Origin of the sequence: Umezawaea endophytica (assembly GCF_025061645.1) — a bacterium.
GTDB classification, from domain to species: domain Bacteria; phylum Actinomycetota; class Actinomycetes; order Mycobacteriales; family Pseudonocardiaceae; genus Umezawaea; species Umezawaea endophytica.
This window is the reverse complement of record NZ_JANYMP010000005.1, coordinates 177,041-189,342: the sequence shown is the minus strand read 5'-3', so window position 1 is coordinate 189,342 and position 12,302 is coordinate 177,041. Positions and strand designations below refer to the sequence as shown.

12 protein-coding genes are annotated in these 12,302 nt (G+C 71.8%); 6 read left to right on the top strand and 6 right to left on the bottom strand.

The annotated features are described in order from the left end of the window. Window positions 1-16 precede the first annotated feature (16 nt). Complete coding sequence (locus tag NZH93_RS13170; RefSeq protein WP_259623569.1) at window positions 17-412, bottom strand: RidA family protein; 396 nt, start codon at window positions 410-412, stop codon at window positions 17-19. 111 nt (window positions 413-523) lie between these two features. Between NZH93_RS13170 and NZH93_RS13165 the strand changes: the two genes are divergently transcribed. Beyond that, window positions 524-1,495 carry a helix-turn-helix transcriptional regulator gene (locus tag NZH93_RS13165; protein WP_259623319.1) on the top strand — a complete coding sequence of 324 codons (972 nt, stop codon included), beginning with the start codon at window positions 524-526 and terminating at the stop codon, window positions 1,493-1,495. 72 nt (window positions 1,496-1,567) lie between these two features. Here NZH93_RS13165 and NZH93_RS13160 read toward each other — a convergent pair whose 3' ends face one another. Then, window positions 1,568-1,954, bottom strand: a complete 387-nt coding sequence (locus tag NZH93_RS13160; protein ID WP_259623318.1) for a hypothetical protein — start codon at window positions 1,952-1,954, stop codon at window positions 1,568-1,570. Between the two features lie 219 nt (window positions 1,955-2,173). Between NZH93_RS13160 and NZH93_RS13155 the strand changes: the two genes are divergently transcribed. After that, a complete protein-coding gene (locus tag NZH93_RS13155) occupies window positions 2,174-3,985 on the top strand; it encodes an ABC transporter ATP-binding protein (protein ID WP_259623317.1) in 1,812 nt (603 codons plus the stop codon). A gap of 15 nt (window positions 3,986-4,000) precedes the next feature. Here the strand turns inward: NZH93_RS13155 and NZH93_RS13150 are convergent, their stop codons facing one another. Both NZH93_RS13150 and NZH93_RS13145 read right to left on the bottom strand, forming a co-directional pair. Further along, window positions 4,001-4,711, bottom strand: a complete 711-nt coding sequence (locus NZH93_RS13150; RefSeq protein ID WP_259623316.1) for a class I SAM-dependent methyltransferase — start codon at window positions 4,709-4,711, stop codon at window positions 4,001-4,003. Between the two features lie 91 nt (window positions 4,712-4,802). Beyond that, window positions 4,803-5,582: a M15 family metallopeptidase gene (locus NZH93_RS13145; protein WP_259623315.1), complete on the bottom strand. Its 780-nt coding sequence runs from the start codon at window positions 5,580-5,582 to the stop codon at window positions 4,803-4,805. Between the two features lie 173 nt (window positions 5,583-5,755). On the opposite strand from NZH93_RS13145, the gene NZH93_RS13140 reads away from it, so the two are divergent. Then, window positions 5,756-6,913, top strand: a complete 1,158-nt coding sequence (locus NZH93_RS13140) for a serine hydrolase domain-containing protein (protein WP_259623314.1) — start codon at window positions 5,756-5,758, stop codon at window positions 6,911-6,913. A gap of 102 nt (window positions 6,914-7,015) precedes the next feature. Continuing rightward, window positions 7,016-7,867 (top strand): phosphotransferase enzyme family protein, encoded by an 852-nt coding sequence (locus NZH93_RS13135; RefSeq protein ID WP_259623313.1) that lies wholly within the window; start codon window positions 7,016-7,018, stop codon window positions 7,865-7,867. Between the two features lie 14 nt (window positions 7,868-7,881). Here NZH93_RS13135 and NZH93_RS13130 read toward each other — a convergent pair whose 3' ends face one another. Together NZH93_RS13130 and NZH93_RS13125 are read right to left on the bottom strand one after the other, a co-directional pair. Next, complete coding sequence (locus tag NZH93_RS13130) at window positions 7,882-9,489, bottom strand: sigma-70 family RNA polymerase sigma factor (RefSeq protein ID WP_259623312.1); 1,608 nt, start codon at window positions 9,487-9,489, stop codon at window positions 7,882-7,884. A 255-nt stretch (window positions 9,490-9,744) separates the two neighbouring features. Continuing rightward, a complete protein-coding gene (locus tag NZH93_RS13125; RefSeq protein ID WP_259623311.1) occupies window positions 9,745-10,596 on the bottom strand; it encodes a helix-turn-helix transcriptional regulator in 852 nt (283 codons plus the stop codon). 85 nt (window positions 10,597-10,681) lie between these two features. On the opposite strand from NZH93_RS13125, the gene NZH93_RS13120 reads away from it, so the two are divergent. Continuing rightward, a complete protein-coding gene (locus NZH93_RS13120) occupies window positions 10,682-11,470 on the top strand; it encodes an SDR family NAD(P)-dependent oxidoreductase (RefSeq protein WP_259623310.1) in 789 nt (262 codons plus the stop codon). 84 nt (window positions 11,471-11,554) lie between these two features. Beyond that, window positions 11,555-11,851, top strand: a complete 297-nt coding sequence (locus tag NZH93_RS13115; RefSeq protein ID WP_259623309.1) for a hypothetical protein — start codon at window positions 11,555-11,557, stop codon at window positions 11,849-11,851. The last annotated feature ends 451 nt before the right edge of the window (window positions 11,852-12,302 follow it).

The window sequence follows — 12,302 nt, the reverse complement described above, 5'->3', positions numbered from 1 at the left end:
GCGGCGAGGGGGCACGTCAGTCGACGGCGGTTCCCTCCAGCTCGACCACCTGGCCGGGGATCGCCAGCCGCGCCACCCCGAGCAGGGTGGTGGTCGGCGCCACCCCGGCGGCGCCCAACCGCGCCGCCAGCACGCCGTAGTGCGGCATCAGCAGGTCGACGTCGGTGGTGTAGACGGTGAGCCGGACGAGGTTCGCGAGCGACATGCCCGCCGCGCCCAGCACCGCCTCCAGGTTGTCGACGCTCAACGCCACCTGTGCCGCCACGTCGCCGTCGTGTTCGGGCCTGCCGTCGGCGCTCATCGCGGTCTGGCCCGAGCAGTACAGGGTCCGGGTGTGCCCGGAGACGACCTCACCCTGGTTGAACCCCAACTCCACCGACCACGTCACCGGGTTCACGGCCGTGCGTTCCACCACGTCAGCTCCATTCGACTCAAGGGATCGAGGACGTCCGTCGACGTCGTCCGGCTGAGCCTCGCAACGAATCACGACATCCTGTGTCGTGTATTTCGCTAGACTTCGCCGGTGCGCGCCGACCGGTTGGTCTCGCTGGTGTTGTTGCTGCGCCGTCGGGGCAGGCTGACCGCGGACGTGCTGGCCCGCGAGCTGGAGGTGTCCACCCGCACCGTGCTGCGCGACATCGAGGCGCTGTCCGCGGCGGGCGTCCCGGTCCACGCAGAACGGGGTCGGCACGGGGGTTTCGCGCTGCTGCCCGGTTTCCGGACCGAGCTCACCGGGCTGAACCACGACGAGGCCCTCGCCCTGCTGACCGCCGGGTCCGGGCGCGGCGAGCAGGTGTTCGGCCTCCGCTCGGCGCTCGCCTCGGCCATGCGCAAGGTGGTCGACGCGCTGCCGGACGGACATCGGGCCACCGCGAGCGACGCGGCCCAGCGCTTCCTCGTCGACCCCGACACCGACCTGCTCCCGCGCAGGCAGGTGACCGAGGAGGTGCCCGCCGCCGCGATGGCCGAGATCCGGCGCGCGGTGCTCGCCGGGCACCGGCTCCGCGTCCACTACGCCGCCGCGGGCCGGGAACCGGGGTGGCGGACGGTGGACCCCATCGGCCTGGTCACCGTGCACGACCGCGGCTACCTGCTGGCCACGAGGTCCGGAATGGACCGCACCTACCGGCTGTCGCGGGTGCTGGCCGCCGAGGAACTCCCCGAACCGGCGCGGCGACCGGACCGGGTCGACCTGGACCGGGTGTGGCGGGAGCGCTGCGCGGGGTTCCTGTCCGACGGGCACGTCACCGTGCTGGTGCGGGTGGCCCCGGCACGGCGGGAAGCCCTGCTGGACACCGCGCTGGCCGTGCGCGCCGAGGCCCCCGACGCGGACGGTCGGGTGCGGCTGGAGCTGGCCTTCCAGGACGCCTGGCACGCCGAGTGGGCGGTGTGGCGGCTCGGCGCGGACGCCGAAGTCCTGGCCCCGCCGTCGCTGCGCACCGCCCTGCGCGACCGCGCCGCCGCGATAGCCGCGTTGTACGACGAGCCGTCCTGAGCGGTGGTCCGGCACCGCGGTACCGGACCACCGCTCACCCGTGCGGCCGTTCGCGGCGACCGGCCGCCGCGCCTACGGGACGACGAGGGTTCCGGTGGACGCCGTCGTGCCGTTGCAGGACACGGATCCGACGTAGGACCCGGAGCCGGTGTGGACCGGCGGGTACCAGCGGTACCCCTTGACCTGACCGGGGTCGATGGTGAACGTGCCGTCGTCCTCGTGCCCGCCGTCGGGACCGCTGTAGCGGAGGCGGCACGACTGCCTGCCGCTGCTCCTCTTGTCGTACCAGACGGTCACCCAGGCACCCCTGTTCACCTCGACGCACACCAGGCCCGCACCGAACCCCACCTGCGCGCACCTGTTGACGGTCTCGCGGGGTGCCGCGCTCGCCGTCGCCTGAACGCCGAACCCCAGCAGCGCGACGATCGCGATCAGCACCGGGATGAGTTTTCTGGTCATCTGCGAGTTCTCCTCCTGTCGGGTCGGCCGAACCGGTCGGCCGACCCGGCCAGTTCTAGCTCCGGGGTGTTGTTGACGGTCGGGGCGTCGGGCTGAACAACCAACGCGCCAACAACGTGCGCACCGCGTCCCCGGAGGCGCCCACGGGTGATATTCGGTCGCTACGACCAGGTTTCCTGCGGCAGCATGAGGAGTCCGAGGTGCCCCGGAGGGAGTCGGATGGTCGCGCCAGGGTCGGAAGTACCCGTCCGCAAGAACGCGGTGATGCTCGTCCTGCGTCTGTACTGGAAGGAGTTGCGGCGTCACGGGTTCATCGCCGTCGGCGCGCTCGTGTCGCCCGCGCTGGGCGTGACCTGCCAGCTCTACCTGGCGCCGTTGGCGGTGGCCGCCCTCGTGGGACGGCTCGCGGCGGGCGGCGGCACCGACGCGGGCACCGTGATGCCCTACCTGCTGGCCTTCACCGGTCTCATGCTGTTCTCGGAAGTGCTGTGGCGCGTGGGAATCCACTGCCTCAACCGCCTGGACGGGCGCGGGATCGAGCACCTGTCGGCGCTGGCCATGGACGAGCTGCTGGGGAAGGACGCGGCGTTCTTCCACGACAACTTCGCCGGGTCGCTCACCAAGCGCGTGCTGAGCTTCTCCTTCCGCTTCGAGGACTTCGTGGACGCGCTGGCCTTCAAGGTCTTCGCCAACCTCATCCCGCTGGGCTTCGCCTGCGTCGTGCTCTGGAACTACGACCCCCTGCTGGTCGTGGTGCTGCTCGGCCTGATCACGGTCACGGGATTCGTGGTCGCGCCGCTCATCCGCCACCGCCAGCGGCTGGTCGACCGGCGCGAGGCCGCCATCGCCCGCGTGTCCGGCCACGTCTCCGACACGCTCGCGAACATGGAGACGGTGCGGGCGTTCGCCGCCGAACGGCGGGAGAGCGAGGAGCACCGGACCCGTGCCGCCGAGCAGCGGACGCTGATGCTGCGGTCGTGGGACTACGGGAACCTGCGCATCGACACCGTGATCGCGCCGCTGTCCGTGCTCACCAACGCGCTCGGCCTCGCGGTCGCGGTCGGGGTCAGCGGCGGGCTCGGCGTGGAGGCGATCGTGGTGACGTTCGCCTACTTCGGCAACGCGACGCGGATCATGTTCGAGTTCAACCAGATCTACCGGCGGGTGGAGAGCACGCTGACCGAGGCGGCCCAGTTCACCGAACTGCTGCTCGACCCGCCGACCGTGCTCGACCCGAAGCACCCGGAACCCTTGCGCACCAAGGACTCCCAGGTCCGGTTCGAGAAGGTCGGGTTCGCGCACGGCGTCGGCGAGCCGCTGTTCGACGAGCTCGACCTGGACATCCCGGCGGGTACGCGGATCGGGCTGGTCGGTCGCTCCGGCGGCGGCAAGACCACGCTCACCCGTCTGCTGCTGCGGCTGATGGACGTCGACCGGGGCCGTGTCCTCGTCGGTGGCCAGGACATCTCCCGCCTGCGCCAGGCCGACCTGCGCGGCCTGATCGCGTACGTGCCCCAGGACCCCGCCATGTTCCACCGGACCCTGCGCGAGAACATCGCGTTCGCCCGGCCGGGCGCGACCGACGCGGAGATCCGCCGCGCCGCGCAGGCCGCGCACGTGACGGAGTTCGCGGACGCGCTGCCCGACGGGTTCGACACCATGGTGGGCGAGCGCGGCGTCAAGCTGTCGGGCGGGCAGCGGCAGCGGGTGGCACTGGCCCGCGCGATCCTGCGGGACGCGCCGATCCTGCTGCTGGACGAGGCCACCAGCGCGCTCGACTCAGAGAGCGAGGTGCTGGTCCAGGAGGCGCTGTGGCGGCTCATGGAGGGCCGCACCGCGATCGTCGTCGCCCACCGGTTGAGCACGGTCGTGCGGATGGACCGGCTGATCGTGCTCGACCGGGGGCGGATCACCGAGCAGGGCACCCACGCGCAGTTGCTCGCCGCGAACGGGACGTACGCGAAGCTGTGGTGCCACCAGTCCGGCGGTTTCCTCGACGAGGAGGTGGCCGACGAGCCCCTGCCCCGCTGACGGGGCGCGGGCGGCTCAGCGGCGGACGGCCGCCAGGAGGCCGACGGCGGGGAGCGTGCCCGCGGCGACGCGGCGCTCCTCGGCTCGGCGCAGGGCGTCGAGGACACCGGGGACGCGGTTGCGGGGCTCGGTCCAGGCACCGCCGCGGCCGTCGAGCAGGCGCCACAGCATCGCGGTGTCCACTGTGGTCGGAGCAGGGCCGAGGCGGCTCAGTGCGGCGAGCATCGAGGAGCCGCAGTGGAGGTGGTCGTGGCCGCCGACCCAGGCTTCGAGCAGGTCGCCGGTGGGGATCTCGGCGGTGAGCAGGCCCGCGGCGACCAGCAGCGCGCCGGTGTCGTAGAGGAAGTCGGCGGCCGAGCGGTCCACCCGCTCCCAGGCGAACTCCTCGACGACGAGCTGCCCGCCCACGGCGAGCAGCCCGGCCGCGTGGCCCAGGACCTCGTCCAGGACCTCGGCGTGGTGCAGGGAACGGGTGAACAGCACGACGTCGTACTCACCGGAGACGTCGCGGACGTCGGCGTGGAGGACGGGCACACCGCGTTCGGCCGCGGCGGCGGCCATCCCGGCGTCGCGGTCCACACCGGTGACCTCGTAGCCCACGTCGATCAGGGCTGCGGCCAGCGCGCCCCGGCCGCAGCCGACCTCCAGCACGCGGGCCGGGGGAGCGGGCAGCAGCGGTGTCAGGTGGGCGAGGGTGTGGGGGACGGCGACGGTGCTCAGATCCATTCGGGCGACCCTAGGGTCCGACCCACGTGCCGGGCGAAGGGTTATCGCCCGCCGTCGGGTGTGGGGGGAGCCGCGGCTCCCCCCACACCTGTCAGCACACGGACGAACGGGCCACGGGGAAGTCGAAGTAGGTGTCGGGGAACGGTTCCCCGCGCAAGGTGAAGTGCCACCACTCCTCGGTGAGGTTGGTGAAGCCCGCCGCGTTCATGGTGTTCACGAGCAGGTCGCGGTTCTGCCGCGCGACGCCGGTGATCCGCGGGTCGGCGGTGTGGGACAGGGTGTCGAAGCAGTCGTACCCGGTGCCCATGTCGACGGTGTTGTCCGGGAACCGGACGCCGACCGGCGCGTAGCAGGGCTCGAGGGCCTCACCCGGCACGTAGGGGCGCTGCGGTGCCGGGGGCAGCCGCACCAGCGTGACGTCGAGCGTGCTGCCCCTGCTGTGCCCGGAGCGCGCGGAAATGTAGCCGTCGAGGAACAACCTGGTCTTGTCGACCTGCGGGTAGAACTCGGCCTTCATCGTGGTGTCGGCGAGGTCCTCGGCCCAGCGGACGAAGTGGTCCACCGCCCGCTGCGGGCGGTAGCAGTCGTAGACCTTCAGGGTCAGGCCGAGCGGGCGGACGCGCCGCTGCACGGTCCGCAACGCCTGAGCGGCCTGCCTCGTGAGCAGGCAGGTCGGTTCGAGGTAGCCGTCGATCGGGACGCCGACGAAGTTGTGGTGACCGGCGTAGCGGATCTCCTGCACGATCGTCGGGTCGACCGATCTGAGGGCGACGAACCCGGACTGCCCGGTGTCGGCGGAGGCGGGGACGGGGGCGAGGACGAGGGCCAGTGCGGCCAGCAGGGCGCACAGCGTTCTGGAACGGCTTCGCATCACCCCTGGAGTTTCTACTCCGTCCGACTCCCCGGCGGAGCTGAATGAGACGCCGCGCCGCGCGGTGGTAGAGCCTGGGTCACCCCCGATGCGGCGGCCAGCTCCAGTGATCTTGGTGCCCGGAGCGCGGATCATTTTCCTCGTCGATCCGGCCGAAACAAGGAGAACGCGATATGAGCAAGTCCCTCTCGACGATGCGCAAGGGTGCGGTGGTCCTGACCGTGGCGGGCCTGGTGGGCACCGCGTGGACCGCTTCGGCGGCGGAAGGCCCCTCGCGCACCTCACCCGTGCAGGACAGCATCAACTCCCTGGTGAGCCAGGAGAAGTTCCCGGCGGTGCTCGCGTCGGTGAGCAGGAACGGCCGCACGACGTCGCTGGTCGCCGGGTCCTCGCGGATCGACAAGCAGGTCCCGGTGCCACGGGACGGCTACGTCAGGGCGGGCAGCGGGACCAAGACGTTCACCGCGGTGGTGGTCCTGCAACTGGTGGCCGAGGGCAAGGTGGACCTGGACGCGTCCATCGAGACCTACCTGCCGGGACTCGTGCGCGGCGAGGACATCGACCCGACGAAGATCACCGTGCGGCACCTGCTCCAGCACACCAGCGGGCTCCCGAACTACACCGCGCACATCGGGCTGGACAACTTCCAGAAGATCCAGCACAAGTTCTTCCAGCCGCACGACCTGCTCGCCGCGGCGCTCGCCCACCCGGCGGACTTCGCCCCCGGCACGAGCTGGAAGTACAGCAACACCAACTACCTGCTGGCGGGACTGCTGATCGAGCGGATCACCGAGCGCCCGGTGCAGGAGCAGATCACCGAACGGGTCATCAAGAAGGCCGGTCTGCGCGCCACCTACTGGCCGCAGCCCGGTGACCAGACCATCCGCGAGCCCCACGCGCAGGGCTACGGCACCGTCAGCCTCACCGACAAGACGGTGATCGACGTGACCGAGCTGGACCCGTCCTGGGGCGGCGCCGCCGGTCAGCTCATCTCGACGCCGAGCGACCTCGCGAAGTTCAACCGGCTGCTGCTCGACGGCAAGCTGCTGCCGCCCGCGCAGTTGGCCGAGATGCGCAAGACGGTCGACGCCCCGGTGTACCCCGGATCGGAGTGGCGCTACGGCCTCGGCCTGATCAGCATCCCGCTCACCTGCGGCGGCGTGTACTGGGGCCACGGCGGCGACATCGACGGGTACGAGACGCGCGGTGGGGCGACCGACGACGGCCGTTCCGTGGGGCTCGCGGTGACCGCCCTGCCGGGCACCTTCGGGGAGGACCTGCCCGCACTCAAGGCGGTGCTCAACAGCGTGGACACCGCTTTCTGCAAGTGATCCGATGACGACGGGTGCCCGGTCCGGGCGCCCGTCGTCGTGCGTGCCGGGCACGCGGCGGATCTTGGTACGGTGGCGGCCGCCGGAGCTGAGGGGGAGTCGATGCGGGGGTCGGAGTTCACCCGTGCGGTGGCCGCTGCCACGTCGATCGCCTCGGCACTCGGCCTGGCCGCGGACGAGGCGGTCGTGCTGCACGACTCGAACAAGCTCACCGTGCGCCTGCTGCCCTGCGACGTCGTGGCACGGGTGGCGCCGGAGGCGGACCAGATCGCTCGGTTCGAGGTCGATGTCGCCCGACGGCTGGCCGGGTTCGGGAGCCCGGTGGCCGCTCTGGAACCCCGTGTGCCGACGGGCGTCCACGAACTGGACGGGTTCGTGGTCACCTTCTGGACCTACTACGAACCCGTGCCGGGGCGGGGAGTTCCCCCAGCCGACTACGCCACCGCGCTCGCACGGCTGCACGCGGGCATGCGTGAACTCGACGTCCCCACACCGCACTTGGCCGATCGGGTCGAGCAGGCCCGACGACTCGTGGCGAGCCGAGACCTGACCCCGGCGCTCACCGACGACGACCGGCGGTTCCTCGGCGACGCGCTGCGGGACCTGCGACGGGTGGTCGTCGAGCGCGGTGCCGCCGAGCAGGTGCTGCACGGCGAGCCGCACCCCGGCAACGTGCTCGCGACGAGGAACGGGCCGGTGTTCGTCGACTTCGAGACGTGCTGCCGCGGGCCGGTCGAGTTCGACCTCGCCCACGCGCCGGAGGAGGTCGCCGAGCACTACCCCGGTGTCGACCGGGAGCTGCTGCGCGCGTGCCGGGTCCTCGGCCGGGCGATGGTCACGGCGTGGCGCTGGGACCGGGACGACCGGCTCCCGGACGGGCGCAGGCTGGGCGTGGAGTGGCTCGGGGAGATCCGGGAGGCGCTCGACCGCGACGGACCGGGTGCGCACGGCTGATAGCGGGCCGCGGTCTACTTCTTCGGCTTGATGGTGACGGGCACCTCGATGACCAGCGGGGGACCGGAGTCCGTGGTGGCGGTGATCGTGCCGTCCTGCGCCTTGGGGCCCGCGAGCAGGCGGAAGACGAACGTCACGGAGTCGCCCGGCGCGAGTTCCCGCGTCGCCGCGCAGACCACCGTCCCCTTGCCCGCCGGGCATCCCACGGTCCCCGTCGCGCCGTCCAGCCCGACCAGGACCCCACCCCGCAGGTTGTTGCCCGGCCCCACGACCTTGAGGTCGTCCGGCAGCGACAGCGTCATCGTCGGGGGCGGCGCGGGGGCCGAACCGGTGTTGCTGATGGTGATGGGGAAGTCGGTGGGCGGCCCGCCGGTGGACGTGGTGAACCCGGTGGGCGAGGTCGGTGCCAGCGTGGGCGCGGCGGCGGCCGTGGGTGCCGGTGCGACGGCGCTCGACCCGCCGGTCGAGGTGGTCCCCGGCGCGGTCCCCGAGGCCGGGGGAGCGGACGCGGGCGGGGCGGTCGTGGTGGTCTGCCCGACCGTCGTCGTCAAGCCGGCGGTGGTGCTCGTCGCCGGGGGTTGGGCGACGGCCGTGGGGTCGACCGGGCGGTCCGGGGCGTCCACGCCCGAACCGATGGCGGTCGCCAGCAGCACCGCCGAGGCGACCGCGCCGAGCCACTGGGGCACCGACGCACCGGTGCCCGTGGCGATCGACGCGACCGCGCTCGCCTTGCCCGCTCCGACGGCCAGGTAGCCGGTGGTGCCGACACCGAGCACCAGCGGCGCGACGACGGCGCGCAGCGCGCCGTTGACGTCGGCCAGCTCGGCGGTCAGCGCGCGGCAGGCGGAGCACTCGTCCAGGTGCGCCTCGACCTGGACCGCCTCGCGCTTGGACAGGCCGCCGCGGGTCCAGGCTCCGAGCTTGGCGGCGGTGGCGCGGCACGGCTCGGAGGGGTTCCGCTCCACGTGCGCCTGGAGGTAGGCCTTCCGCAGGCCCTCACGGGCCCGGTAGGCCAGCGCGGAGACCCCGTTGGGGGTCAGGCCGAGCAGGGGGGAGACCTGGGCGGGTGTCTGGCCCTCGATCGCGGTGTGCCACAGCACGGTCTGCCAGTGCTCGGGGAGGCTGGCGAACGCCCTGGCGGCCAGCGACCGGTCAAGTCGCGCCACGGCGGTGTCGTGGAAGGGCTGGGACGTGGTCTTCGCGACACCGGGGACGGCTTCCACGTCGTCGGACAGCTCGAGCCTGCGGTCCCGCCGGGCCTTGTCGTAGGCCGTGTGGCGCAACGCGGTCAGCAGGTACGCGCGGAACGCCGACTCGGGGCCGCCACCCGTGCGCAGCACGGAGAGGACCTTGGCGAAGGCGTCCGACACGAGGTCGTCGGCCTCCACCGGTGACCTGGCGAGCTGCCGGGCCAGGTTGCCCGCCGCTTGGACGTGACGCGCGTAGAGCGTGCCGTAGGCCTGGATCGTCCCGCCTCGTACGGCGTCCAGCAGTTCCGCGTCCGACGGCGGGTTCAGCGGGTCTTCCGCGCCCGCGAGAGCGCGGTCGAGGTCGGCGCGCAGGACGGCCGGATCACCGGTCCGCCACCGCCGCGCTTCGCCTTCGTCCAAGCGCCCGATCACCGGTTGCCCCTTCCGGATGCCGTGTGGATGGGCGAGACCCTATCCAGACCGCTCGCGGCGCTCGCACCAAGCCACCTCGGAACGGCGTCGGCGCACGCGGGGCGGAAAGGCCGGAGGCGCAAGGCTCTTCTCGGTGCGGGACCGGTTCCGCCCAGGTGAGTCCGGTGGTTCAGCCGTCCCGGATCCGTTGTGGCGCAGCGACTCGACGTGGAATTGTTCTCCTGTAAAGGTTTTCACCGAGTGGTGGGCGTCGCCTCAGCCGGGCACGTCCATGCGCTGGGTGCCGATGACCGACAGGAGCCGCAGCGCCTCCTCCGACGGGGAACCGGGGGGCGCCGTGTAGATCACGACGCGCTGGTCCCGGTCGGTGACGTCCAGTGCGTCGCAGTCGACGGTGACGGGGCCGACCAGCGGGTGCTGGAACGTCTTGCGGAGGGCGTGCCGCGCGCCCACGTCGTGGGACTCCCACAGCCGGGCGAACTCCTCGCTGCCCGCGAGCAGGTCCGCGACCAGTTCGGCGGTCTCCGGGTCGTCGGGGTAGCGGGCCGCGGTGGCGCGCAGTTGCCGGGCGGCGCCGCGGGCGAAGTCGTCGGCGTCCGACACCCCGAAGAGCCTGCGACCGCCGGGGTGCGGGCCGAGGAAGACGCGGCGCACCAGGTTGCGATCACGCCTGGACACCGCGGAGAAGTCCTCCATCAGCGCGGCGGCGAGGTCGTTCCAGGCGATCACCTCCTGCGTCGCCGACGTCACGAAGACCGCCGCCTGCGGGAGTCGGTGCAGCAGGTGCAGGACGCCGGGCCGCACCTCCCGCGAGGGACCCGGCGGGGGTGCGGGCGGAGCGCCCGCGAGGTGGTGGAGGTGGTCGCGCTCGGTGTCGGACAGCCGCAGGGCCCGCGACAGCCCGGCCAGCACCTCGCGGGACGGGCGCGGGCCGCGGGCCTGCTCCAGCCGGGTGTAGTACTCCGTGGAGATGTGCGCGAGCTGCGCGGTCTCCTCGCGGCGCAGCCCCGGCGTGCGCCTGCGCGGTCCGGCGGGCAGGCCCACGTCGGCCGGGGTGATCCGCTCGCGCCTGGTGCGCAGGAAGGCCGCCAGCTCGTCTCTGTCCACGCTTCCAGTGTGCTCGCGGGTCGCGGGCCCAGCCAGGTACCGGCTGTGCCTGGTTGGGTCGCACGCACCGGCACAGGCTCGTCCCATGACCACCACACCCACCACCGCCCCGTCCCTCGGCCTGCTCGCGGACAAGGTCGCCTTCATCACCGGTGCCGGACGCGGCATCGGCGCCGCGGCGGCGCGGCTGTTCGCCCGCGAAGGGGCGCGGGTGGTGCTCGCGGCCCGCACGGAGGACCAGCTCAAGGCCGTGACCGAGGAGGTCCGGGCCGCGGGCGGCACGGCGGACCACGTCGTGTGCGACCTGGCCGACGCCGACAGCGTCCGCGCGGCCGTGCGGCACGTCGTGGACCTCCACGGCAGGCTGGACGTCGCCTTCAACAACGGCGCCGCGTTCGTGCCGCCCAACCCGATGGACCTCGTCCCGGAAGCCGACTTCGACCACCTCTACGCGGTGAACCTCCGAGGCCCGTGGCTCGCGATGGTCGCCGAGGTCGCCGCCATCCGCGCCACCGCGGGCGTCGGGGCGATCGTCAACAACTCCAGCGTCGGCAGCCTGATGGGCAACCCCCGCCTGCCCGTGTACGGGGCGATGAAGCGCGCGCTCAACAGCCTCACCGAGTCCGCCGCCGTCACCTACGGCCCGGAGGGCATCAGGGTCAACGCCATCGCCCCCGGCAACACCGCCACCGAGATGATGGACACCTGGGTGGCGCACGCGCCCGACCTTCCCGAGCTGCTGGTCGCGAGCACGCCGCTGGGGCGGGGCGCCGACCCGTCCGAGATCGCCGAGGCCGCCGCGTGGCTGCTGAGCGACCGCGCCTCCTTCGTGACCGGGACGGTGCTGCGGGTTGACGGCGGCGCCCGCGCCTGAGCGACCCATTTCCGGAATGCCGTCGCCCGTGCCGTGGGGAAAGAACCGCGGCACGGGCGGGCCGGAGTGGAGTGGCCGCGTCGAATGGCCGGTGAGCTGACCCCGGTGGAATCGGCGGCACTAATGGACCGACTGGTCCCGGTGCTCGCCTTTGTTCGGGACTCGATCTTCGATGACCTGCCCCACGTCTCTGACCAGGCTAAACGCCGGGCGGTCGGGGTGGTCCCGAGGGGCTCCGGAAGTGTGTTTTCGCATGTCAAAGCCCAGATCGCGGCCTTCGGAGAGGGTGAATTGCGCGAAATGAAGGCCGTGAATCGGTCGGAATTTGACGATTTGACTTGCTTTTATTACGGAACGGCTTCGATCCGTTACCTGATTTGACGCGGCGATTTCCGAACCTGTCGATGGTCGGTTTTTTGGTCGAACCGATATGCAACTGACGCCTGCCGGGTTGTCGTCGCGCGCGTCGATCTGTGGTACTGCGCGCGCCTGACCAGGTGCTTCACTCCGCTGGTAGATCCATTCAGATGATTTGACCTGCGTTCTTCGTCTACCGGCGATGCTCCTGGCGGACTCGTGACGGTTTTTCACCGGATCTTTGTTCGACGAGGCGCTGTCCGTCCGGTCATCGCCATCCTGATTAGCCCGTCCAGCTCAAGTTCGGGCTCTGAACGGCACAAAGTTCGAAGGTGGACGTCACTTCGAAGGGTTGTGTGACGCATATCACACTGACCTTTTATTTCCGGGGAACTACCGTTGGGTAACTTTCGGCGTCTGAGACCTGCGTCACGTCATGGGAGGACTCTTGCGACACCATGCCGGGTTCTTCGTG

Bases quoted from the DNA above. Each gene is read 5' to 3' on its own strand.
- NZH93_RS13120 (WP_259623310.1), top strand. From the start codon at position 10,682: ATGACCACCACACCCACCACCGCCCCGTCCCTCGGCCTGCTCGCGGAC.
- NZH93_RS13155 (WP_259623317.1), top strand. From the start codon at position 2,174: ATGGTCGCGCCAGGGTCGGAAGTACCCGTCCGCAAGAACGCGGTGATG.
- NZH93_RS13140 (WP_259623314.1), top strand. From the start codon at position 5,756: ATGAGCAAGTCCCTCTCGACGATGCGCAAGGGTGCGGTGGTCCTGACC.
- NZH93_RS13135 (WP_259623313.1), top strand. From the start codon at position 7,016: ATGCGGGGGTCGGAGTTCACCCGTGCGGTGGCCGCTGCCACGTCGATC.
- NZH93_RS13160 (WP_259623318.1), bottom strand. From the start codon at position 1,954: ATGACCAGAAAACTCATCCCGGTGCTGATCGCGATCGTCGCGCTGCTG.
- NZH93_RS13150 (WP_259623316.1), bottom strand. From the start codon at position 4,711: ATGGATCTGAGCACCGTCGCCGTCCCCCACACCCTCGCCCACCTGACA.
- NZH93_RS13115 (WP_259623309.1), top strand. From the start codon at position 11,555: ATGGCCGGTGAGCTGACCCCGGTGGAATCGGCGGCACTAATGGACCGA.
- NZH93_RS13145 (WP_259623315.1), bottom strand. From the start codon at position 5,582: ATGCGAAGCCGTTCCAGAACGCTGTGCGCCCTGCTGGCCGCACTGGCC.